Genomic DNA, 25,140 nt, shown 5'->3' on the forward strand with positions numbered 1-25,140 from the left:
TACTTGTATATTATAATATGACTTAAAAATTTAATTATTATTTACTGAAAATTCAGTATTATAAAGCAAAGGGTTAGATTAATAAGATAGAAGCTTGGAATTTTTCTAGATCCTTATGTGAAATCTAATTCTAGTGAAGGGGGAGATATAATGTTTGAATTACATAAGAATGAATACTATAGGATAAATGAAGTATTTCAAGATATAAGCCATAGTCATCCTATTGTATATTCGGTACTAGAAGGTAATCAGCCTGGGAAAGTATTCATAGATGATATAAAGAATCCTAGAACAGCTCTTTTATATCCAACCAATTCCTTCTTTTATATAGCTGGAGATGAAAAAAACAATGAATTTTTACAAGAGATAAAGAAATTAATATTTGAAGATTTATTGGTGAATAATGAGGATGAACTAGTACTATTTGCTTTTTCAAAAAAGTGGAGGGATAAGTTAGATGAACTGTTAGGAGATAAAGGATTAGTCAAGATAGAAAGAAGGGATTTTGATTTTATAAAGACTAAATTTAAAGAGAAAAGATTAGATTTAGATAAAGGGCTACCTAAGGGATATAAATTAATTAAGATAAATAAAGAGGTAGCAAATCAGATAGGAATAATTAAATCGTGGGGAAATATAGAAGGTTTCATGAATAAAGGTATAGGATATTGCATCGTAAAAGGTGATAAAGTAGTTTCATCATGTTATTCGATTTATATAGGTAATAAAATGGCAGAAATTGATATACATACCAATGAAAATCATAGAGAAAAGGGACTTGCTACTGCCGTGGTGATATCCTTTATTGAGGAGTGTTTATCTAGAGGGATAAAACCCAATTGGTCGTGCTGGCCTTTTAAAGAAGCATCATTGAAATTGGCTAAAAAGTTAGGATTTGTTGAGAAAAAAGATGTTGTTGCTCATTATTGGTCAAGAAACATATGATTTTCTGATAAAAAAATAAAAAGAACTTTGGAAGAATAAATTCTTCCAGAGTTCTTTTAGCATTAAAACAGCTACCGTATTACTAATCTATCGAGAAAACTACAGGATATGCTTTTCAGTAGATGTTTACATATATCAAACGAAGGTGTAAAATGTTTGTATAAATAAAAACTGAAACATTGTATGTTTGAAATTGAGACTTAGGAGGTGTCAAAATGAAGGATATAGATAAATTATTTTGGGATGGAAGTGTTAAAGAAGTTAAGCAAGGATATAGATTTGATAAATCAAAAAGTGAATATTTATGTTTAATATGTGGAGAAGTCTATGAAGAAGGAGTGATTTATCCACAAGAGGACGGCTTGTATAGTGCAAAAAAGGCTATAGAGAACCATATATCAATGCAACATGGTGATATGTTCAACTACTTAATTAGTATGAATAAAAAATTTACTGGGCTTACAGATACACAAAAGGAGATACTTATGTATTTTTATCAGGGCCTAAGTGATAAGGAAATTGTAAAGGAACAAGGTGGGGGTAGTACATCAACAATAAGAAATCATCGCTTTAAACTAAAAGAAAAGCAAAGACAGTCAAAATTATTTTTAGCTCTTATGAATCTACTAGAGGAAAAAAACATAAAGACATCTAAAGAACCTAATATAAAAGAGACAAAGAGAAATAATAATAAACAGGAATTTGTTGCAATCCATAAAGGTGCTACAATGATAGATGAGAGATTTGCCATTACAAGAGAAGAAAAGGATAAGATTTTAAATAGATATGTTACTAATGGAAAAATAGAAACCCTTCCTTCGAAGGAAAAGAGAAGGATAATATTACTGCAATATATAATTGAAAAGTTTGAATCAAATCAAGAATATACTGAAGACGAAGTAAATGAGGTTATTAAAGGCATTTATGATGATTATGTAACTATCAGAAGGTATTTGATTCAATATGGTTTTATGGACAGAAAACGAGATTGTAGTTTATATTGGTTAAAGGTTTAAGAAAAGTCTTACTTATAATGTTTTAAACTAAATAGAAAATATCTATATCTCAAAGAGAGCTAATATTTTTAAGTAGCTCTTTTTTGCTTTTACTAATAATACTTAGAAAACTACACATCATAATCTTATAAAAATTTTTACATATTATCATTTAAATATGAAAATAAACGGATACTTAGGAGGAGCCTATGAAAATAGCAATTGTTGGTGCCGGAGTTAGTGGGTTGTCATGCGCTTTAGAATGTGAGAGGTTAGGAGTAGTTCCTGATATATATGAAAGAGATTCATCCATAGGATGGATATGGCCTTCAGTGATTTTTTGGCCTGGAGTTTTCACAAAAGAACAGGCGGAGATTAGGAACTATCTATTAAACAAATTCAATATAGATGTTAGGCCATTGTCTAAAACTAAAAGCTTTATAATGAAATCAGCAAATCAGGAGGTAAAGGTTGAAGGTAAACTTGGATATTTTCTAGCAAGAGGAAAAGCAGAGAATTCGTTTGTGAAGCAAATGCAAAAAGACATTATGAGAACTAGAATACAATATAACGTACCAGCAGATTATAAGGAACTGGCAAAAGAATATGACTATGTTGTTGTATCAAGTGGAAAGGTAGATGAGGCCTTGGACTTAGGAGTATGGGAATCATTAGGGACGGTATATATGATGGGAGGAGTTGCTCTTGGCAATTTTGACAAAACATCTTCTACAGTATTTTTTAATACTGATTATGCTGGAACAGGCTACGCAAGGATTACTCCTTTTAACTCTTATCAAGCTATAGTTGGGATTTATACAATTGGAAAAGAAGAATACGAGGTAGATAAGCTTTTTAAAAAATTCTTAGAAATGGAGAATTTAAATCATTTAGATTTTATTTATAAACTTACGCCACCATCATTTCAACTAGGGAGGGTCAGGAAATTTCAAGTAGACAATGTATTTCTGGCTGGAAGAGCGGCTGGACTAACTGAGCGCCTTCTTGGAGTAGGTGGACCGGAAGCAATTATGAGCGGAGTATATGCAGCAAGGTCTGTTATTCAAGGGGAAGATTATACAAAACTAATGAAGCCATTAAAAAAACATGTTGAGAATGTATCAGCCTTTAGAGATATAGTTAACAAGTTTGAGAATAAGGATTTTGATAGGATGTTAAGTGTGTTAGGGACTCCAGGAGTCAAGCAAGCTATATATAATACTAATATGAATTTTGTTGACGCCATAGGGAAAGTACTTAAGTTTTTTAATAAATAAGGGCAAAAAGTAAAAGGCTATTGTGAGAATAGCCTTTTACTTTTGAATATTTAAATCAATAAGAATGCTTTAAATATATGCTATATTGATTTACTTAAATCTATAAACTTTTCAATATCTTCTTTAATAAGATTTAGTGAACTTCTCCAAAAATCTACCGAGTGCACATCTATATTCATCATTTTGCAAACATCATAAATATCGTTTTGTCCTGTAGCTCTCAGTAGTTTATCATACTCTTTAACAAATAAATCTCCTCGTTTTAGGTACTCTGCATAAACTCCCTTAGCAAACAATAATCCAAAGGCGTATGGGAAGTTATAGAAATTTAATCCTGCATAATAGTAATGAGGCTTATTAGTCCACATATAAGGATGTAGGTAGTTATGGTCCAGCCCATGACCATATGATTCTTTTTGTGAATTAGTCATGATTTCCTTAAGTTCATTAACGGAAAGAGCATGATCCTTTCTCTCTTCAAACAGTTTGCTTTCAAATAAAAATCGACTATATATATCCACAATGACTTGACCATAACCTTGAATAGAGGATTCTAAAATACTTAAAGCTTCTTTATCATTTGCATCCTTTAATGCAGCATTTTCAACAATAGTCTCACAGAATATAGAGGCAGTTTCTGCTACTGGCATTGTATAAGAGCTGTTAAGAACAGTTTCGTCATTTAAGCAGTGACCGTGATATCCATGACCAAGCTCATGGGCTAATGTAGTCATATTACTAAAGCTACCATTAAAGTTTGCTAGTATCCTACTTTCTTTTATAGAATGAAGGTTTGAACAGAAGGCTCCACCTCTTTTACCTTCCCTAGGTTCAGCATCTATCCATCTTTCTTCAAAAGCATTTTTTGCAAAATTAGCTAATTCATCACTAAAGCTTCTAAAATTTTTAACAATATAGTTCTTTGCTTCTTCATAAGAAAATTCTATATCTACTTCTCCAATTGGGGCAAACATTTCATAGAAAGGAAGTCCATTTTCATATCCTAATAATTCAGCTTTTCTATGATAATACCTATGGAATGTAGGGAGACTTTCCTTCATAGCTGTAAGCATAGCATCCAAAGTTTCTTTATCCATTCTAGATTTAATAAGAGTTTCTTCTAAAGGTGATTCATATCCTCTCATTTCACATATTGTTAATACTTCTCCTTTTATACCATTTAAAGCAGCAGCCGAAGATTCTTCTATCTTCTTGTAAGCTTTTAATTCAGCTTCATATGCATTTTTTCTAACATTAGGGTCTTTATTATAAGCCATATTTCTAACTACAGGCAAAGGAAGCTTTTTCTCTTCGTCATCCACTGTTATATCTACCATCAATGTTGAGGAAACAACATTTTGAAGATTTGCCCAAGCCTTTGAACCAGTATTAGACATTTTAGAAATAAGGATTTCTTCTTCATCGCTTAATAGGTATTTAGCCTTACTAGCATTTTCTTTTATGTAGAACTTATGATTTTTTAAGAAGTCTGATGAAGATATAATATCATCTAAATTATCTAGAGTATTCAGCCATTTCTGAAAAGTAACCTCAGGTTTTGTCAGTTCAGTAGCTTTAGACTGTAGCTTATCTAAAATTTTCAATGCTTTTTCATTCTTGGCGTCAACTGAAGATGTTAATCTTGCAAATGCAGAAACCTTACTATATAGATTAAGACATTCCATCTCTAGCTTAAGGTATTCTTCCATTTTTTTTGCTGCATTATTGGAATCCTCTAGATTGTTCTCTGACCAAGTTTTAATTTTATTGATCATATCAAAGCTTTTTTCTAAGTCACTATTAAAGTCATCGGATTCGAAAGAAGGGTATAATGCATCTAAACTCCATCTCATATTCATTAATTTGACCTCCTATTATTTTAATTTGGTATATATATATTATAATACCTATTAATGTTAATTATTTCAATTTTTTTTCGAAACACGAAATAAATTTTGTGTAGCTTCTTAAGAAGAATATATCTATAATGTGTACATATCAAAGTAACTGGTATATACTTATGATTAGAGTATTAATATGTTAATATAATGTATGAATGAAAAAATTGCATGAAATTTAATACAATTTTCTAGAATAAAAAATGGTTTAGGTTGAATTCAATAAATCAACAATAACTAAATAGAGGAGGAGTTGTTTATGAATATATATAAGTTTAGATTAGATTATGTAAGGGAGAAAATGAAGAAGGAAGATATTGATGGGATTGTCCTCTTTCCTTCGTCGAATCTTTATTATATGACAGGATTTAAGACATTTCCTGAAGGAAGACTACTATTAGCTGTTCTACCTGTGGAAGGCGAACCATTCTTTGTTGCTCCTAAGCTATATGAGAGTCAGATAAAGAAAGATTCATATTATCAAGAAATGATATTATGGAAGGATGAAGAAAATCCTTATGAAGTTTTAAAAAATACAATGGAAGAAAAAGGAATAGATAAAAGTAAGTTGGCTGTAGATGATACTATGTGGGCAGAGCAATTATTACATATGGCAGAGGTATTACCAGAACAAGAATTTGTACCATTAGGGAATATGCTTAATGGATTAAGATTAATAAAATCCCAGGAAGAGATAGAGAAAATACAGAAATCAAGTGATATAGTCGATGGAGTTATAGAGGAATTAAAGAAATATATTAAACCAGGAATGACTGAAATTGAAGTAGCAGCTTTTATGGAATTTGAAATGAGAAAAAGAGGCTCTGAAGGTCCGTCCTTTGATACCATAGTTGGTTCAGGTATAAATGGGGCATTGCCTCACTATAATGCTGGCCAAAAAAAGATTGAATCTGGTGAATTTGTAGTATTGGATTTTGGTGCTACATATGAGGGATATTGCTCTGATACGACTAGAACATTAGCGGTTGGCGAACCTTCTGAAAAAATGAAAGAGGTATATAATATAGTTAAAGAGGCACAGGAATTAGGAGTAAAGACTGCTAGACCAGGAATAAAGGCAAAAGAGGTCGATAAAGCAGTTAGAAACTATATAGAGGAGAAGGGCTATGGTGAGTATTTCACCCATAGGACAGGTCATGGATTAGGATTGCAGGTTCACGAAGATCCTTATATATCTGGAGTGAGCGAAATAGTGCTAGAAACAGGAATGGTATTTAGTATAGAGCCAGGAATATATTTAGAAGGTGAATTTGGAGTAAGGATTGAAGATATTGTTGTAGTAACTGAAGATGGTTGTGAAAGGTTTAATAAGACATCTAAAGAGCTTACAATTATATAATTACTATTAAAGGTCTTCTCAATAAGAGGAGACCTTTATTCGTAGTAATATTTGACTGGAATGTAAAAATAAAGATATAATTGAGATTACAAGAGTATAAGAGTATTAAAAATCAGATTATATTGCGTATAACAGTAGGAATAATAAAAAAACTAGGCAGAAGAAAGAAGGTATGTTATGAAAACAAGATGTGATTGGGTAACAGAAGATCCTTTATATATAGAATACCATGATAAGGAATGGGGAGTTCCTGTCCATGACGATAGGAAACTCTTTGAAATGATTATACTAGAGGGAGCTCAGGCAGGTTTAAGCTGGATAACTATACTAAGAAAAAGAGAAAATTATAGACAGGCTTTTGATAATTTCGATTACAATAAGATAGTTAACTATGATGAAGAAAAGGTAGAAAATCTTTTATCAAATAAAGGAATTATTAGAAATAAGAGAAAGGTACATGCGGCTATTACTAATGCTGAAGCATTTATAAAGATACAAGAAGAATTTGGTAGCTTTGATAACTATATATGGCAGTTTGTAGGAGGAAGCCCAGTGACTAATAACTGGAAAGACCTCGGAGAAGTTCCTACCATGACAGAAGAGTCAGAAGCCATGAGCAAAGATTTAAAGAAAAGAGGATTTAAATTTGTTGGGGCAACTATTTGTTACTCATTTATGCAAGCAGTTGGCATGGTTAATGATCATATAACTGATTGTTTTAGATATGGGGAAGTATAGATTAATTTTAAAATAAAGGAGCGATAAAAATGGATAAAGAAAGATATCTAACCATTGAAGAAGTAGTATCTATTCCATTATTTACACAACTAAATATTAGTGATGATGGAGAAAGCGTTGCTTTTGTTAAACAGACACCAGATTGGAAGGAAAATAAGTATAGAAATCATATCTGGATTTATGAAAAAAATAAGGAAAAAACGTATCCTTTAACCTCTGGAGATAATGAAAGTTCATCTCCTATATGGTCAGCTGATTTTAATAAATTAGCTTATTTAGCTAAAGTAGGAGATAAAGAAAAGGGGAAGAATCAAATATTTATCAAAGATAGAGATGGATACATAGGAATACAGGTTACAAATGAAAAGGAAGGTGTGAATAGCTTTAAATGGGCTCCTAATAATAAAGGCTTCTATTATATTACTAAATCTTCAAAAGAGAAAGATATTGAAGATAGAAACGAATTTTATGGAGATTTCACTCATGTAGATAAAGAATATCATCAAAATTGTATATGTTATATAGATTTAAAAGATGGAATTTCAAAAATAAAAGAAGCTAAGAATACTTTTAAAAAAGTAAAAAGTAATCATGAGGAAAGTAGTAAGGAAAATGATGACCATAGAGAAGAGTTATTTGGACAAAAGCTAATTGGAGAAAGAGATTTTTTCATTAAGAATTTTGATATTTCTCCTATGGAAGACAAAATAATTTATTCCATAGCACCATCATCTGATATGAAGGATCTAGATGAAATTGAAATATACATATATGATATAGAGACTGGAGATAGTGATGCAATAGAAGTTGATGCAGTTCTAGGGAGTAAGGTGCTCTTCTCACCATGTGGAGAAAAGATATGCTATTTAAGGTCCAGAAGAGAAAAGGATTATTATAAAAACAATATAACTGATAGCTTATTAGAAATACTTGATTTAAACTCCAAGGAAACTTCCCATCCTTTGAATGGAATAGATATAGATATCACTTTAATTCAGTGGATAGATAAGGGAATTTTAATCAATTGGCAAGAAAGAACCAATTATCTTATCGGACTAGTTGATACGGATGGAAGAATAGAAATAATAGAAGATAGGGATGATTGTTTGGCGTGGGAGCCAACTATAACTAAGAGTGGTGACAATATTGCTTATACTAAGGCTAATTCAAAGGAAATATTTGAAGTATATCTAGATGGTAAAAAAGTAACAAGTGAGAACGAGCTACTTAGTGGAAAAGCAATTAGTAGTAAAGAAGTAATCTCTTGGGAAAGTAGTGATGGATTAGAGGTTGAGGGGGTATTGTCCCTTCCATCAAATTATGATGCTAGCAAAAAATATCCATTATTACTTGTAGTACATGGAGGACCAACATGGGCATCATTCCCAATCCCTGCATTTAATAAGTATTATCCTATTGAGGAATTTGTAGAAAAAGGTTTTATAGTCCTGGAGCCTAATTATAGAGGAAGTTCAGGTTATGGAGATGAATTTAAGAAGGCTAATTATAGGAATCTAGGGTTGGGGGATTATGATGATATTATTTCAGGTGTAGATATATTAATTAAAAAAGGTATGGTAGATAAAGAAAAAGTAGGCATCATGGGATGGAGTCAAGGAGGATACATCTCAGCATTTTGCTCAACCTACAGTGATAGATTTAAAGCGATTTCTGTGGGAGCAGGTATAAGTAATTGGATCACCTATTACGTAAATACTGATATACATCAGTTTACTAGACAATATCTTGGAGAAAACCCATGGATTGATAAAGAAATTTATGAAAAAACATCTCCAATGACATATATAAAGTCAGCATGTACACCAACTTTGATACAGCATGGAGAAAAGGATGCAAGAGTTCCTACTCCAAACGCATATGAGCTATATCAGGGACTGCAGGATGTAGGAGTTGATACTGAACTTGTAATATTTAAGGGGATGGGACATGGATCGGACAAACCGGGATTTAATAGAGCTATAATGAAACAAAATCTTATATGGTTCTGTCATCATATATTAGGTGAGAGTATAGATGACTTTAGAAAACTATAAAGAATAAAATAATCCAGCTAAATTTTTAGCTGGATTATTAAATATGTGATTGTATCTACAATTCTTTCTTTTTAGATTGATAATATGTTTCAAAGCATCTAAAAATTATTAGTAGTAATTCACAGAATAATTTCCAAATTATAATCCATAGTAAGTAAACTAGAATAAAAGAAATGAATCCACTAAAATTCATTAATGGTCTATATAGTGACTGACTATAGTGATTTAAATATTGACTTATAGAGATTCCTGGTATTGAAAATATTAAGACTCCAGAATAAAATAATATGTTTATTACTTTAGTGGCAGTTAATTTACCTATTGAAAACATTTGTGAAAACAATATACCATCTTGAACATTATTATCAAAGAATAGCTTCTGATTAAGCTTTCTCCAAAGTATCATTAATAAAACTAAAACTATAAATCCAATTACAATACCAAGGAAAAGATTTGGTGAATTTGTTTTTCGTCCAATTATTTGATTATTACCATTGTATATTAACCTAGTTGTAGTAAATATTGTAGATACTTCACCTGCAATAATATATGCTAAATATATTATCATAGCACAACCAGCATAGAAGACTGCCTTCACTTTTCTTGATATATCATTATTAATCATAAAAAAATCTTTAAACATTCTATATCCTCCCCCATTTTTAAACACACTATATGTTAAATTATAGCAAATAAATATAGGCATAGAAAGTATAATATTAGAATATTGAATTTAAATAATTTTTCAACCTTCTAAGTATATATTTTAAATATCTTGAAAAACTTAAATAGAGAAATGATTTCACTAGAAAATAATAAAGGGTGATATGATGAAAAATGCTATTTTTTTAGACAGAGATGGAGTTATTAGCGATAATACTAGACATGTAAATAAACCTAAGGACTTAATTATTTATGAAGAATCAAAAAAAGGAATGAAAAAGCTTTATGAAGCTGGCTATGATCTTTTTGTTGTAACTAATCAAGGGGGAATAGAGTTAGGCTATATGACCCATGAAGAATTAAATAAAATACATGAACAAATGATAAAACACCTAAAGTCATATTGTAAGATAAAGGATATAAGATACTGTCCAGACTTTAAAAAGAAATCTACATGTAGAAAGCCTGAGCCAGGAATGATATTGGAACTGGCAGAAAAATACAACATAGATCTCTTGCATAGTTGGATGGTAGGAGATATGGATACCGATATTGAAGCTGGAAGAAGAGCAGGATGTAGAACTGCTAAAATAGGAAGAGTAAATAAGGAAGCTGATGTTAATGGTAAGGATTTGGAAGATATTGCTGATAGAATACTAAGCTATAGTTAAAGGATTTATAAATATAAAAAGAGGAGCAGTGGTGATATATAGTATCACTGCTTTTTAAAGTTTAAGATAAAATATTTACTATTGGGATTTTTTACAAAGAAAAATCAGTAAACATTTGAAGGATTATGACGAGAATATGCAGAATCAGTAAATAAGATATAAAAACAGGAGGAAAGACCTATGTTTATTCCCTTTTTTCATAATCTATCAACAATTACGATTTTTGTTTTTTTAGCAATCCAGTTCAGGAGTTATATGTTTAAGAATTCCATAAGCAATAGGATACGAATAATTGCTTATTCACTATTGGGCAGTGCATTATCTGTTTTAACTATTATTGATAATTTTACTTATAGAGAAATGATATTTGATTTAAGAACAGTACCAATTTTCTTAGTATCATACTTTTTAGGATGGAGAGGAGCACTAATATCATGGATTTTACCTACTGTATATCGTTTTCACATTGGAGGACCCACCTCACTTCAAGGAGTATTAAATGGAATAATTGTGCCTGCAATCATAGGTTCCATTTTGTGCGAAGTATATAATCCTGTAAATAACAAATCTATTTGTGATATTAAGAGAATAATAAAAGCACTTCTACTTAGTAGGATAATAAATGCTGTGTTAATTTGGTTTACAGTAGATATTGAATTTATACCATGGCTTCAAATAAATATTATGATAACCATTTTTTCTATATTTGCTACGGTACTTATATTCCTAATAGTTAGTGATTATAATAAAAAGAAAGTTTTACAGGAAGAACAAAAACAAGAGCATGAGAGCATGAGGCTAATGGCTAATGAATTAGATAAAGCTAATAGCACACTGAATACAATAATTGATGTTATGCCTGTAGGGGTAGTTTGTTGTGATATGGCAGAAAATGTAATTTTGCATAACAGTACAGCTGAGACTATTATTGGGAGAGTAGGACATAAAATTCAGGAATCATACGATGATTATAGTGTTCATAAGCTTGATGGAACTCTATTTTCTCAAGAGGAAATGCCAATAATAAAATCCATTAGACAGGAGTTATGTAGTAAAGATATAGAGATGCTTATAAAAAAGAAAAGTGATAGAGATGTTATCATTTCTGTTTCAAGTAGTGTTATTAAAGATGAAGAGAACAACAACATAGGTGCAGTAGCAGTATTTCAAGATATTACTGAAATGAAGCAATCACAAAAAAAACTCAAGAGTGAAAAGGAAATAAATCAAGCTATATTTAATGCTATTACTGAATCATTATTATTAATTAATAATGAAGGGAAAATTCTTACGATTAATCCAACAGGGGCTAAAAGGTTAGACAAAGAAATTAAAAAAATAGTTGGTAAATCGATAGATGATATCGTATCTGATAGTATTAAAAGTAAGACAAAAAATATTGTGGAAGAACTTAGAAAAGGTAAGAAATCAGTACAATTCCAAAGTTGTTTTAGTGATAGATGGTTTAAGAATGTTATTTATCCAGTTGTTAATGACTTAAATGAAATAACTAAGTTTGCAGTATTTTCTCAAGATATAACAGAAGCAAAAGAATCAGAAAAAGCTAATAGAGAATTAATTAATGACTTAAAAATAGAACGTGAAATCCTTAAACAAAAGAATGAAGAACTATTTAAATTATATAAGAATCACTCCGTAGCTTTAAAAATATTAGAGCAAAATAATCAAGAGTTAAATATTGCAGGTCATTCTGAAAAGAATTTAATTGCCAATGTTAGTCATGAGTTAAGAACCCCATTAAATATTATAATGGCTTATCTAGAATACTTTTTAGAAGAAAATGAGAGTATATTAGACGAAGAAGGCAAAGAAACCCTTGTTATTGTATATAATAATGCCAATAGATTAGTTAATATGATAAGGGACATGTTAAATATATCAATATTAGAATCTGATAAAATGGAATTTGATTTTAATAGTGCCTGTATTAACTCTCTCATAAGTGAATTGGTTGAAGAAAGAAGAATGATAGCTGATAGTAAAGATATTAAAATTCATCTGAATGCTTTAAAAGATAATATAGAAATAATAACAGATAGTGATAGACTTAGACAAGTCGTGGGTAATATATTAGATAACGCAATTAAATTTACTAATAATGGAGATATAAATGTAAATCTAGAAAATACTGATGAAAAGATAAAAATATATATTAAGGATAATGGGATAGGAATAGATGAAGAGCATATTAATAAGATTTTCGACTCTTTTTATCAAGTAGATAATTCATCTAAAAAAGAATATAAAGGAGTAGGACTAGGGTTAAGTATTGCAAAGCTTTTTGTAGAGAACTTGGGAGGTGAAATTGAAGTAAGAAATAATATTGATAAAGGTGCAACTTTTATTATTATAATTCCTGTGGAATGTTCTAATAATGAGAAATAATATTTTTAATAATGATTTATCTTGATAAGGGAGGAATTGCATGAAACTAATATATATTATTGATGATCAAAAAGAAGTAACAGATTTACTAAAGAAAATACTTATCAAAGAAAACTATAAAGCAGTATCTTTTTATGACGGTAAATCGGCTATTAATGCAATAAAAGACCAACCTCCTAACCTTGTAATGCTAGATGTTCAAATGCCAAAGGTAGATGGATTTGAAGTGTTTAATCAACTTAAAAGCTTGAGTCCAAAAAGTAAAATAATAATTATGACCGCCTATGCAGATGCAGAAAAATCAAAATTCTTTTTAGAAAATGGAGCTGATGATTTCATTGCAAAACCATTTAAATTAAAGGATATAAGGGTTATTATCTCAAGACTTTTGTCTAAAGATGTTTTAAGCTCTAGTGTCAAAGAAAATAGATTCAATATAGTAGGACAAAGTGATCAGATAAAAAAATGTGTTGATATGGCACTTAAAATTTCAAATAGTGATTCATCGGCATTAGTATTAGGAGAAAGTGGCACTGGAAAGGAACTAATTGTAGATACTATACATTATAATAGTGTTAGAAAACACGAAAAACTAGTCAAGATAAACTGTGCTGCAATACCGAAGAACTTAATTGAAAGTGAGCTTTTTGGATATGAAAAAGGGGCTTTTACAAATGCCGATTCTACCAAAATTGGCAAGATAGAAGAAGCTAATAATGGGACTTTATTTTTAGATGAAATTTGTGAGATAAAAGAAGAACTACAGACTAAGCTTTTAAGAATTCTTGAAAATAAGTCTTTTGAAAGACTAGGAAGTAACAAGCAGATATATTCTGATTTTAGGCTTATATGTGCAACAAATAAAAATATTGAAGAAGAAATAGAAAAGGGTAACTTTAGAAAAGATCTATTTTATCGAATTAGTTCTTTTCAAATTGAAACACCAGCACTTAGAGAGAGGAAAGAAGATATACCTTTACTAGCACAGCACTTTATAAACATATTTAAAGCAGATTATATAACTCCTGTAAATGGAATGTCAGATGAAGTATTAAAAATGCTTCAAAGATATAGATGGCCAGGGAATGTCAGAGAGCTTAAGAACGTAGTTCAAAGAGTAATTTCAGTTTCTTCTAACAAGGAGGTTACAGTTAGTGACCTTCCAACATATATAATTGAAAGGATAGAAAATCAAATAAATAGTGATACTTTAAATTCTATATATAGTTTAGAAGAACTGGAAAAAGAGCATATAATTAATGTATTAAAGAGTGTAAATTACAATAAAGAAAAAGCTAGTAATATATTAGGGATTAGTAAGAAAACATTATATAATAAAATAAAGAAGTATAGATTATAGATAGATATTTTATAAAAAACATTTTGGGAGAAAATTAGAGTATGACTAAGGTATGATTTAATACCTTAGTTTTTTTAAGTTTTTGTTCAAATAGTTATGAATAAGAGTGTAATAATTACACGAAGAAAGTAGAAAAATGTAAAGATTACTTAGAATTCCAATAGAAATAGAGTAAAGTGCCAATAACAAATAGAATAAAATGCAAGCCATTATGCCTATCTAAAATAAATAAAATATTTTTTGGAAATGGCACAAAAATTGCAACAATATATTGTAAAGAAAGACTGAGGAGAGGAGGTAAATATATGGTGATTAAGAAAAACTACATTAATTTTTTCGAAAACAATCATGCAATAATGCTAATTATTGATGCTAAAAATCAAAATATAGTAGATGCAAATAATGCTGCTTGTACTTATTATGGATATACAAAACATCAGTTCTCTGAAATGAAAATATCAGATATAAATACTTTATCTGCAGATTCAATTAATATAGAAATTAATAACGTGAGATTAGAAGAAAAAACAGAATCGTATTTTAAACATAGGCTTGCAAATGGGGACATAAGAGATGTGGTGGTGTACAGTGCTCCCTTAGGCAAAAGTGACAGATTTTTATTATCAATAATTCATGATATGACAGAAAAACAAAATCTTGAAAAGGAGCTTGTATTACATAAGGCTTATCTAGAGCAACTTTTTAATAATACACCTAATGCTATAGCTATGTTAAATATGAATTTTAGAATTATAAATATTAATAAGAAATTTCAAAAACTTTTTGGTTATAGATTAGATGAGATTAAAGGACAAAGTATCTCAGAGGTACTTTGTAGTGGAAAAAAATTAAATGAGTCCATAGATTTTATTAAGAAAATAAAAGCTGGGAAAGTAATAAGAGAAAATTCCATTAGGAAAACAAAAAAAGGGAAGCTTGTAGATGTCTCCATAGTTGCATATCCAATCGTTAATGATGGCAAAGCTATAGGTGTGTATGTAATATATGTTGAAATGACTAGTAAAGAAGAAAGACTATCTCTTAAAATTAAAGATGAGCTTACAGGATTTTATAATAGAAGTTATTTTATAAATAAATTCGATGATAAATTAAAGAATATACAAGAGAAAGAAATGGATAAGAATAAGATTTTCCTTATGCTTATAAACTTAAATGGTCTAAATAGGGTTAATGATAATTTAGGCTATAGGATTAGAGATATGATAATAAAAATTGCATCGGAAAGGATAGAAGAATGTATTTCCAATAAAGATATTCTTGCGAGGATTGGAGAAACTGAATTTGCTTTACTGATATCAAACATAGAAGATAAAATGAAAATTATTTATAAAGCGAATAATATTCTAGGTAAATTTAACGATCCATTTGTAATAGGAGATAATGATATATATATTTCCACAAGTATTGGAATATCAAATTACCCCAATGATGGTGTAGAGATTAATTCACTAATGAGGCGAGCACATATATCTATGTATAAAGCTAAAGAAACAAGTGGAAATCAATTTCAAATATTTGCTCCTGAATTTCAAAATAAAGTACGTGAGGATTTTATAATTGAAAACAATCTAAGGCATGCTATATTAAATGATGAAATGCTCCTCAACTACCAACCAATTGTTAATGCGGTGAACGGTGAAATTATTGGAGCTGAAGTACTTATTAGATGGAGAAATAAAGAACTGGGTTTGGTGCCGCCCAATAAATTTATTTGTATTGCTGAAAGGATGGGGACAATAGTATCCATAGGGGAATGGGTTTTAAAAACGGCATGTAAACAGCTTAAGAGCTGGCATGACAAAGGATATAAGAAGATTTTTATGGCTATTAATATTTCCATAAAACAATTAGAGGAGGTAAACTTTCCACTGATTGTAAAAGAGATTTTAGATAAAACTGGTTTAAATTCAAAATATATAGAATTTGAAATAACAGAAACGCAATATATGAAAAACATAAATAGGATTATCGAATCACTTAAGGAAATTAGTAAACTAGGTATAAATATTTCTATTGATGATTTCGGTACAGGCTATTCATCCCTCAGTCAACTTAGCAAACTTAGGATTAATAAGTTGAAAATAGATAGAGCATTTATTAAAGATATAAAAGTGGATATTACAAACACTAAGATAGTTGAGACAATTATTTTAATGGCAAGAATCCTTAATATTAAGACAGTAGCAGAAGGGGTAGAGACTATAGAACAGTCAAACTTTCTAAAAGAAAATAAATGTGATATGCTACAGGGATATTTATATGGCAAACCTGTCGGCAGCAATCTTTTTCAAAAGATGATTGATGAAAGGTTATTTAAATAACACTGTAATAAAGATTTATATGTTAAATAATATTGTGATTAACAGAAGTCTATCATTATTAAGTAAATACTTGTAATGGGGGGAATATAATGAATAAAAAAACTATATTAATTATTGAAAATGATGTTACAACAAGGAGGATGGTCCAATTAATTTTAGAAGAACATCGTTTTCATACCATTGCGATTGAAGATGGAGAGAAAACTTTTGATATATTGAATAAAGGATATATTGATGCAATAATACTAGATTTATATTTGCCTGATAGCAATGGGTTTGAAATAATTAGGACAATAAGAGAACATAATCTATATTATAGCATCCCCATAATAATGTTAACATCAAACACCGACAAAATGGATGCTGTATTAGCTTTAGAATTAGGAGCTGACGATTATATAACCAGGCCTTTTTATAAGAGAGAACTTGTAGCTAGATTAAATGCATCTTTGCGTAGGGTTAGAGTAAATCATAGGAATAAGAGGGACGTTGTAGAGTTTGATGATTTTAAATTGAATTTAAAGAATAGAAAGCTGAGAAAAAATGTAGAAGATATACACTTGACCTATGGAGAGTTTGAGATACTATCATTGTTAGCGTCTAATCCTGAAATGGTATTCAGTCGTGATGATATGTTAAACAGGTTGTGGGGAGAAAATTATACAACTGAGACTAGAGTAATAGATATGCATATATCTTCTATAAGAAAAAAAATAAGCAGCTCTAAAAATAAATGGATAGAAACAGTTAGAGGAGTAGGGTATAGGTTTAAGAGCTGTTAACTTAATTAAGTTAGTTAACAGTTTGAGTATTTTGGGAAATTACAGTAGTATAATAGATATTTTAAGTAAAAAATAACCTAAAGAACATTAAATTACCTCATGTTCTTTAGGTTATTTTTTACTAATTATTTCCGTTATATCCTTTAAGCTTATTGTTGATTTTATTCTTGATTTCTTCTTCCATTTCGTTCTTTGCATTTTCAACCTTTTCATTTACCTTATTAGTGATTTCTGATTTAGATTGATTTAATGCCGCGTCGAATTCAGACTGAATTTCTGCTTTAGCCTGACTTATATAGGCTTGTAAATCTTGGCCAGCACGATTAACTTCATTGGCTTTATGATTTTTAAGGTTTTCTATAAATTCATTAGCCTTATTGTCAATATATTGTTCTACCTCATTATCATACTGGTTTTTAAGGTTGTCCACATCGTTTTCAGCTTCGCTAACATAAAAGCTTTTAACGTCATTAATACCTTCCTTTAGTAAAGTAATTACATCGGTACCTAATGTAGCTGCATATACTTGGGCTGAAGATATAAGTACAAATATAGCTACAAAGGAGATAATAAGTTTCTTTTTGTTTTTCATTTTCACCCTCCATCTATATTATGATTGATATTGTATTATAGTTTAATTTTATAAATAATAAGATGTTATGTCAACTAGAATATTATGTAAACAAAGACTATTTATATTATTAAATTACTTTTTTACTGAATTGATTTAAAGTAGAAATAGGGTAAAATACGTAATCGAGGAAATGGCATATTAGAATTCTATGCTTTCCTAAATCAAATAATATAGAGTGTTTTAATAAAAGGATAGAGAGAAAATAAAGATCATAAAATTGACTAGAGTGTGAAGATAGAAGTTAAAGAACTTAAAATGAGCACAAAAAAAAGAAATATCAAAGAAGACGGATATTTCTATTGACAAATATATTCATACGTGGTATTCTAAAAATGCGCATAAAAATCCAATATAATTAAAAGTTTCTCTATAATAATTATATAACACTAAAAACAGAATGTCAACACTTTTTTTAAAAAATTTCATGAAAATCAAATAAGGAATTTGGTGCTAGAGATATAAATAATAAAAAAGATTTGACAGATCTAGCATTTAACTCCTAAAACTACTTAATTGGAGGGATTTATTTGATAAAAAAAATAGTATGGCAAAGGGAAGAAAGAAGACTACAAATAGTTTGTGATGAAATAGAAGAGCAATTGAAAGTAAAAAGAGAGGATAACGATGCATATAAAGAAAACATTGTAGAGATAAGGAGATCGATGTGGGATGAAGCCCCTCATACGGCTATTGACTTTGATGGTGTTAATTTTGAAGATGTAAACACTATTCAGCAGCATCTTGAAAATTTGAGACAAGAAGAAAATAAACATTTATTTTTCCATAAACAAATTAAAATCTTAGAAAAGCTATTAGATAAACCTTACTTTGCTAGGGTAGATTTTCAGGAAACAGGGGAAGAAGTTGAGAAAATCTATATAGGACTATCAACTTTATTTGATGATGATACTAAAGATATTTTAATTTATGATTGGAGATCACCTATATGTAGTATTTTTTATGATTATGAGTTGGGACCAGCTAAATATAATGCTGTCAATGATGATGTGTACGGCGATATTAAGTTGAAAAGGCAATTTGGTATATCAAATAGGAAAATACACTATATGTTTGATAGTAGTATTAAAATAGATGATGAAATACTTCAAAGAGTATTAAGTCAGAGTTCCAACGATAAGATGAAGAATATTATTATGACTATTCAGAAAGAACAGAATAAGATTATAAGAGATGATAAGAATAATTTACTTATAGTGCAAGGAGCTGCAGGAAGTGGGAAGACATCAATAGCTCTTCATAGAATTGCTTATTTAATGTATAAATATAGAGATAAAAATATTGGGTCAGAAAATATTATAATTTTTTCTCCAAATGAAATCTTTAATGACTATATATCAGAAGTGCTTCCAGAGTTAGGAGAAGAAAATTCTCAACAAACAACCTTTTATGATTATGCTAAAAAATCTATTGGCTCAAATTATAAAGTAGAGAGTATGATGACTCAGATGGAGTATTTACTAAATTATAAAGAAGACTCGGAATATAGTGATAAGATAAAGGCAATTAGATACAAAACCTCTAAAAAATTTCTAAATGTGATAAACAAATATATAAGGTATATTGAAGAACATCTTATTGAATTCCATGATATTGAGTATAATGATAGAATTTTAATATCTAAGGAAGAACTTGAAGATCAGTTTTATAATGGATTTAAAATGTGGCCAATGGCAGTTAGACTTAGAAAGATAAGAGAAAGAATATGGAAGATATTAAGACCTATCCAAAAAACAAGACTAAAAGAAATTGAAAAAGAAATGAAATTTAAGGTTGACTTTGAACATGAGATTAAACCGTTTAGTAGATTAAAGAGAATGGAGGAATTTAGACCAATTATACATGATGTTGAGGATATGACTTCTATAGATATTATGGATTTATACAAAAAGCTATTTTCTAATGAGGTGATATTCTTTAAAATAATTGAAGAAGATGGCTTAGAAGATTATTTAATTAATATAAAAGATATAACGGTTACAAGCCTTAATAATAAGTTTATACCATATGAAGATATAGCTCCCATTCTATTGTTAAAGGCTGAGCTTGAAGGAACACTTAATCTTGCTCATATTAGGCATGTAGTGATAGATGAGTCTCAAGATTATACGTTATTTCAGTATGAAATATTTAAAAGATTATTTAAGAAGAGCAATCTAACAGTTCTTGGAGATCTAAGTCAATCTATCCATCCATATATTAGTCCAGTTAGTCACAAAGATATAATGGAAACTTTTAATTTGAAAAACACAGCTTTAATGAAGCTGACTAAAAGCTATCGTTCAACTAAAGAAATATTTGACTTTTCCAAGGGAATATTAACTGAAGAGACCAATATAGAAAGCATAGATAGAAGAGGAGAAAAGCCTAAACTGACAAAAGTGTCCAGCTATAAGCAGATGGCTAAGTATATATCTGAAGATATCCTTAATCTAGAAAAACAAGGAGCAAAATCCATTGCAGTAATTTGTAAAACTGCTAAAGAAAGTGAAAGAGTATATGAAATGTTAGGAAACATCGATGATATAAGGCTTATAAATAGTGAGGATACTAAATACAAGAGTGGCAAGGTAGTAATCCCTTCATATCTAGCTAAGGGATTAGAATTTGATGCTGTATTGGTTTATGATGCTGGTATTAATAGCTATGGCTACGAGGAAGAAAGAGGGTTATTTTATACCATATGTACGAGGGCCCTTCATAATTTACATTTATATTGCAAAGGAGAACCTTCTTCTTTTATACAACAAATAGATACTGAATTGTATGAAGTGTATAATAAACATAACTAATGTTTATTGTATTATTATTAATTTACAGGAATGGCTATTATACTTGGATGCCAAGGAATATAATTGAATTTAATATTTGAGAAAATGGAATATTAAAATCTCAAGGGAAATTATAGTTTCGTGATTTCAGTATTTAGATATCCTATTGTTTGATTTGTAAATATGTAATTCGTTTATTTATTAAACCAGTGCTATACAAATATAGCACTGGTTTAATGTTTTTATATAGTATTTTATTTAGATTTAAGTAAGATAAAGAAATAGTAGAAATACAATTAACAATATAATTTTTACATATTTATTATTTGGATACTTTTTCTGCAATGTATTTTTCATAATAATATTGAAAACACCATATAGTATACCCACAATAATAAAATAGCTTAAAAACTCAATTATAGGACTTTTTATATAGGACTTTATGTAACTTGAAACTATAACATCGTAAGCCCTAAGAATAAATAAGAATGCTATTAAATTATAATAATCCCTATCTTTGATATATTTTTTCATAATATCTCCTCCCATAACATATTTAAATGCCATAAATACATTATAACAAATAGAAGATATTAACAAAAATATATAAATGAGGAAATAACACAGATTACAATGTGTATTCCCCATTTATGTTAACCAATAAAAATCAAATATTACTCTTTATATTGGTAATTTATTGAGCAGAACGAGTTCACTTAGTTCCATACAACTCAACAATCTTAACAATTGTTTCAACAGCCTTTTCCATTGCAAAAATAGGAATATATTCAAATTTACCGTGGAAATTATGACCTCCAGTGAAAATATTAGGACAGGGTAATCCCATATATGATAATCTTGCTCCATCAGTACCACCGCGTACTGGTTGAATATTAGCTTCAACACCAACTTCACCCATGGCTATCTTAGCATTTTCTATTATATCCATAACTGGTTCAATTTTTTCCTTCATATTATAGTAGGAATCTTTTATCTCAAGAGATACAGTTTCTTCACCATACTTAGTGTTTAGTAAATTAACAATATTCTCTAATAAAGATTTCTTTTCTTCAAACTCATCTTTATTATGATCTCGAATTATATAATGAAGATTAGTTTCTTCCACCTCGCCCTTTATACCTACTAAATGATAGAATCCTTCGTATTTTTCAGTATACTCTGGTTTCTGTTCAACTGGAAGTAGAGAATTTAACTCCATAGCTATAGTCATTGAATTAATCATCTTATTTTTAGCACTACCTGGATGTACGTTTCTTCCCTTTACAATAATCTTAGCACCAGCTGCATTAAAATTTTCGTACTGTAGCTCACCAATTGGTCCACCGTCAATAGTATAAGCAAAGTCAGCGCCAAATTTCTTTACATCAAAATGATTTGCTCCTTTGCCTACCTCTTCATCAGGAGTAAAACCAATCTTAATATCTCCGTGGGATATTTCTGGATTACTAATTAAATATTCAATAGCAGTAATAATTTCTGCAACTCCTGCTTTATCATCAGCTCCTAGAAGAGTAGTACCATCAGTAGTTATTAATGATTTACCTATGTAATCTTTTAAATCAGGAAAATCCTTTGGAGAAAGGATTATGTTTTTTTCAGAATTAAGAATTATATTTCCACCATCGTAATTTTCAACTATTTGAGGAGTAACATTTTTACCTGACATATCTGGACTAGTATCTACATGGGCTATAAAACCTATAGTAGGAACATCCTTATCAATATTGCTAGGAAGGGTGGCCATAACATATCCATTTTCATCTACTGAAACATTTTTCATACCAAGGTTTTCTAATTCCTTAGCAATATCCTTTGACAAAATTAATTGTCCTGATGTAGTAGGCACAGTATTAGAGCTACCATCGGATTTAGTATCGTACTTTACATATTTAAGAAATCTTTCAACAACCTTACTCATAATTTTTCCTCCTCATATTTTAATTATTAAACGAGAATACTTTAATATATAATTTTCTCGAGTATATATTTATTATTAATATCCACATCCACATATATTATATACCTCTGCTCAATAGAAAGAAAGCTAAAAGGTAGAGGTGAAAAAAATAAGTTATATATTTTAGTTTTTAACCATTCACAATCATTAGATACTATGAATAAGTTTATGGAATAAATGTGGGGGTAATTAGTATAAATAGTATGAGTACATCAAAGATAGTCAATTTTTACATACTTAATCTGTCAAATAAAACATACTAATTATAATATAGCATTAATAATTTATAATTAGGCTATATTTTTGCTGATGATGGACAATACTCATATAAAGCTTTGATTGGGGGGATTAGAATGCTACAAAGGCTAAGGAGTAAGACTGCTAGCTTTGAAAATTATATTTATAAACTACAGAAGGATAAAAGAATAGTTGGTTTATCTATAGCAATTGTTTATGATGATAATATTGTATATAAAAATGGATTTGGAAAAACAGATATCAAATCTAGCAAGAATGTGGATGAGAATACAATTTTGAGCATTCAAAGTATTACCAAAAGTTTTGCTGCCACAAGCATTATGAGGTTAGTTGAAAAAGGACTAATTAATATTGATAATCCATTAATAGAGTATCTTCCTTACTTTAGAACAAAGAACAAATCTCAAAGTGATAAAATTACTGTTAAGCAGCTTTTAAGCCACACGGCAGGATTTCCAAAGGATATTCATATCGCTAATATAATTTCTCCTAATATCTCTGAATTTAAAGGAATAGATAGTTTATATGAAAAATCCCAAGAGTACTCCAAGATTATTGAAAGTATAAATACCTTCGAAGATATAACAAGATATTTTGAAAATATTAATTTAAGTTATGAACCTGGTAGAGGATGGAGTTATTGTACTGATGCTTACGCTATAGTAGGAGATTTGTTTGAAAAAGTTAGTGAAACTTCATGGGATGAATATGTTGAAAATGAAATATTTAAGTCGATAGGGATGGAGAGAACAACACTTGATCCTATACAAGCTCAAAATGATTTTAATAGTTGTAAGTATTATATAGAAAAGAATAATAATCTAATAGAAGTGCCATTTCCAACAAATCCAATTGTTGCTCCTATAGGATTTATATATTCTACTGCCCATGATATGGCTAAATATTTAGCTGCTCACATGAAGTATGGCTACTCTCCTATTTTGACTTCTAAAGGTATTGGTAGGATGCAGATTCCAGTGAGCGAGATATGTAACAACACAAATGATAATTTTAAATGGTTAAAGGATGCTGGGTATGGATTGGGATGGTTTATAGGACATTATAAAGGGCAAAGGATAGTAGGTCATAGTGGAGGATATCCAGGGGTAAGGGCTAGTGTGGTTATGGTACCAGGCAAGAAACTGGGAGTTGTAGCATTATCTAATTTTGAAAGGACAGATTCAGGGGTAATTTGTCAAAGAGCTATAGATATAATGTTAAATGATGAGTAGAGTTTACTCAATAATAACAGTAATAAAATCTATAGTTAACAAATTAATTTAGGAAATATGTTTATATATAGGTAGAGCATAAAATATATTTTATAGACATTGAGAGTATTAACTTCCCATAATACACTTATAAAAAAGGCTGTTTAGGCAGTCTTTATTTTTTTGAAAAGTTTTTCTGAAAAATGTTTATTGAAGAAAATGGTGGGGTAATATAAGAATACAAAGGAAATGAAAATCATTATCAATTAAGGAGGAATTGAAATGTTACTATATTTAAGTATTGAGAATAGAAAAGCTTATAAAAGTTTGAAGAAGCAAAATAAATTATATGCAGCGGAAAAACCATACTTATATGGAATCTAACACAATTAATATAGATTTCAAATAAATCCCAAAGTTTTCCCCCTTAAAAGACCAGTTCCCCCAACTGGTCTTTTAATATTTGATTGGTTCAATTATTTAACAAATGAATTTACATATAAATAACAAAATATAAACCTATTATTAACCATATGAAAATCTATATATGATTTAATGAAAATAGAAGATAACAATGCTAATGCTAATAAATAAGGCTAAACTTCAGGTTAATTTCCCTTAATTATCCTAAAAAACTGGTGTCATCCCTACACCAGTTTTTTTATTAAGAAATATTTATAAGTTAAGGTACTATCAGACTACTCACTTAGTGGTTAGTTTTAATTTCGTGGAAAGACTACTTGGGTAATGATATAATTATTATAAAAAGCCTATAGAAA

General features: G+C 29.4%; 18 protein-coding genes. 13 read left to right on the forward strand and 5 right to left on the reverse strand.

The annotated features are described in order from the left end of the window. Positions 1-150: 150 nt before the first annotated feature. The 3 genes from JMO20_RS13460 to JMO20_RS13470 all read left to right on the forward strand — a co-directional run bounded on the left by JMO20_RS13460 (position 151) and on the right by JMO20_RS13470 (position 3,217). On the forward strand, positions 151-945 hold the full coding sequence (locus JMO20_RS13460) for a GNAT family N-acetyltransferase (RefSeq protein WP_202710208.1): 795 nt from the start codon (positions 151-153) through the stop codon (positions 943-945). Positions 946-1,160: 215 nt separating this feature from the next. Further along, entirely contained in the window at positions 1,161-1,961 is an 801-nt protein-coding gene (locus JMO20_RS13465) for a DUF2087 domain-containing protein (protein WP_202710209.1), read from the forward strand. A 188-nt stretch (positions 1,962-2,149) separates the two neighbouring features. Then, entirely contained in the window at positions 2,150-3,217 is a 1,068-nt protein-coding gene (locus tag JMO20_RS13470; protein WP_202710210.1) for an NAD(P)/FAD-dependent oxidoreductase, read from the forward strand. Positions 3,218-3,297: 80 nt separating this feature from the next. Here the strand turns inward: JMO20_RS13470 and JMO20_RS13475 are convergent, their stop codons facing one another. Beyond that, positions 3,298-5,076, reverse strand: a complete 1,779-nt coding sequence (locus tag JMO20_RS13475) for a M3 family oligoendopeptidase (RefSeq protein ID WP_202710211.1) — start codon at positions 5,074-5,076, stop codon at positions 3,298-3,300. Positions 5,077-5,374: 298 nt separating this feature from the next. Between JMO20_RS13475 and JMO20_RS13480 the strand changes: the two genes are divergently transcribed. The 3 genes from JMO20_RS13480 (at position 5,375) to JMO20_RS13490 (ending at position 9,267) form a co-directional block, all read left to right on the forward strand. Beyond that, positions 5,375-6,475 (forward strand): M24 family metallopeptidase, encoded by a 1,101-nt coding sequence (locus JMO20_RS13480; RefSeq protein ID WP_202710212.1) that lies wholly within the window; start codon positions 5,375-5,377, stop codon positions 6,473-6,475. 177 nt (positions 6,476-6,652) lie between these two features. Then, positions 6,653-7,213, forward strand: coding sequence for a DNA-3-methyladenine glycosylase I (locus JMO20_RS13485; RefSeq protein ID WP_202710213.1), 561 nt, complete (start codon positions 6,653-6,655; stop codon positions 7,211-7,213). 29 nt (positions 7,214-7,242) lie between these two features. After that, positions 7,243-9,267: a S9 family peptidase gene (locus tag JMO20_RS13490; RefSeq protein ID WP_207753507.1), complete on the forward strand. Its 2,025-nt coding sequence runs from the start codon at positions 7,243-7,245 to the stop codon at positions 9,265-9,267. A gap of 55 nt (positions 9,268-9,322) precedes the next feature. Here the strand turns inward: JMO20_RS13490 and JMO20_RS13495 are convergent, their stop codons facing one another. Further along, positions 9,323-9,910 carry a hypothetical protein gene (locus JMO20_RS13495; protein WP_202710214.1) on the reverse strand — a complete coding sequence of 196 codons (588 nt, stop codon included), beginning with the start codon at positions 9,908-9,910 and terminating at the stop codon, positions 9,323-9,325. A gap of 187 nt (positions 9,911-10,097) precedes the next feature. Between JMO20_RS13495 and JMO20_RS13500 the strand changes: the two genes are divergently transcribed. From JMO20_RS13500 to JMO20_RS13520, 5 genes are all read left to right on the forward strand, one after another. Further along, entirely contained in the window at positions 10,098-10,601 is a 504-nt protein-coding gene (locus tag JMO20_RS13500) for a D-glycero-alpha-D-manno-heptose-1,7-bisphosphate 7-phosphatase (protein ID WP_202710215.1), read from the forward strand. Positions 10,602-10,781: 180 nt separating this feature from the next. Next, positions 10,782-13,007, forward strand: a complete 2,226-nt coding sequence (locus tag JMO20_RS13505) for an ATP-binding protein (protein WP_202710216.1) — start codon at positions 10,782-10,784, stop codon at positions 13,005-13,007. Positions 13,008-13,047: 40 nt separating this feature from the next. Further along, positions 13,048-14,367: a sigma-54-dependent transcriptional regulator gene (locus JMO20_RS13510; protein ID WP_202710217.1), complete on the forward strand. Its 1,320-nt coding sequence runs from the start codon at positions 13,048-13,050 to the stop codon at positions 14,365-14,367. Between the two features lie 305 nt (positions 14,368-14,672). Then, a complete protein-coding gene (locus tag JMO20_RS13515) occupies positions 14,673-16,709 on the forward strand; it encodes a sensor domain-containing protein (protein WP_202710218.1) in 2,037 nt (678 codons plus the stop codon). 89 nt (positions 16,710-16,798) lie between these two features. Further along, the gene (locus JMO20_RS13520) at positions 16,799-17,491 is read left to right on the forward strand and encodes a response regulator transcription factor (protein ID WP_202710219.1); all 693 of its coding nucleotides are present in this window, start codon (positions 16,799-16,801) and stop codon (positions 17,489-17,491) included. A 121-nt stretch (positions 17,492-17,612) separates the two neighbouring features. Here the strand turns inward: JMO20_RS13520 and JMO20_RS13525 are convergent, their stop codons facing one another. Further along, positions 17,613-18,083, reverse strand: a complete 471-nt coding sequence (locus JMO20_RS13525) for a hypothetical protein (RefSeq protein ID WP_202710220.1) — start codon at positions 18,081-18,083, stop codon at positions 17,613-17,615. 569 nt (positions 18,084-18,652) lie between these two features. Here JMO20_RS13525 and helD point away from each other — a divergent pair. Further along, a complete protein-coding gene (helD, locus tag JMO20_RS13530; RefSeq protein WP_202710221.1) occupies positions 18,653-20,935 on the forward strand; it encodes an RNA polymerase recycling motor HelD in 2,283 nt (760 codons plus the stop codon). Positions 20,936-21,178: 243 nt separating this feature from the next. On the opposite strand, the gene JMO20_RS13535 is transcribed toward helD, so the two are convergent. Both JMO20_RS13535 and pepT read right to left on the reverse strand, forming a co-directional pair. Beyond that, positions 21,179-21,448, reverse strand: coding sequence for a hypothetical protein (locus tag JMO20_RS13535; protein ID WP_202710222.1), 270 nt, complete (start codon positions 21,446-21,448; stop codon positions 21,179-21,181). A 178-nt stretch (positions 21,449-21,626) separates the two neighbouring features. Next, the gene (gene pepT, locus JMO20_RS13540) at positions 21,627-22,853 is read right to left on the reverse strand and encodes a peptidase T (RefSeq protein ID WP_202710223.1); all 1,227 of its coding nucleotides are present in this window, start codon (positions 22,851-22,853) and stop codon (positions 21,627-21,629) included. Between the two features lie 392 nt (positions 22,854-23,245). On the opposite strand from pepT, the gene JMO20_RS13545 reads away from it, so the two are divergent. After that, complete coding sequence (locus JMO20_RS13545) at positions 23,246-24,382, forward strand: serine hydrolase domain-containing protein (RefSeq protein ID WP_202710224.1); 1,137 nt, start codon at positions 23,246-23,248, stop codon at positions 24,380-24,382. The last annotated feature ends 758 nt before the right edge of the window (positions 24,383-25,140 follow it).

The sequence above is a fragment of the Sporosalibacterium faouarense genome (genome assembly GCF_016765695.1).
Taxonomy (GTDB): Bacteria; Bacillota; Clostridia; order Tissierellales; family VENL01; genus Sporosalibacterium; species Sporosalibacterium faouarense.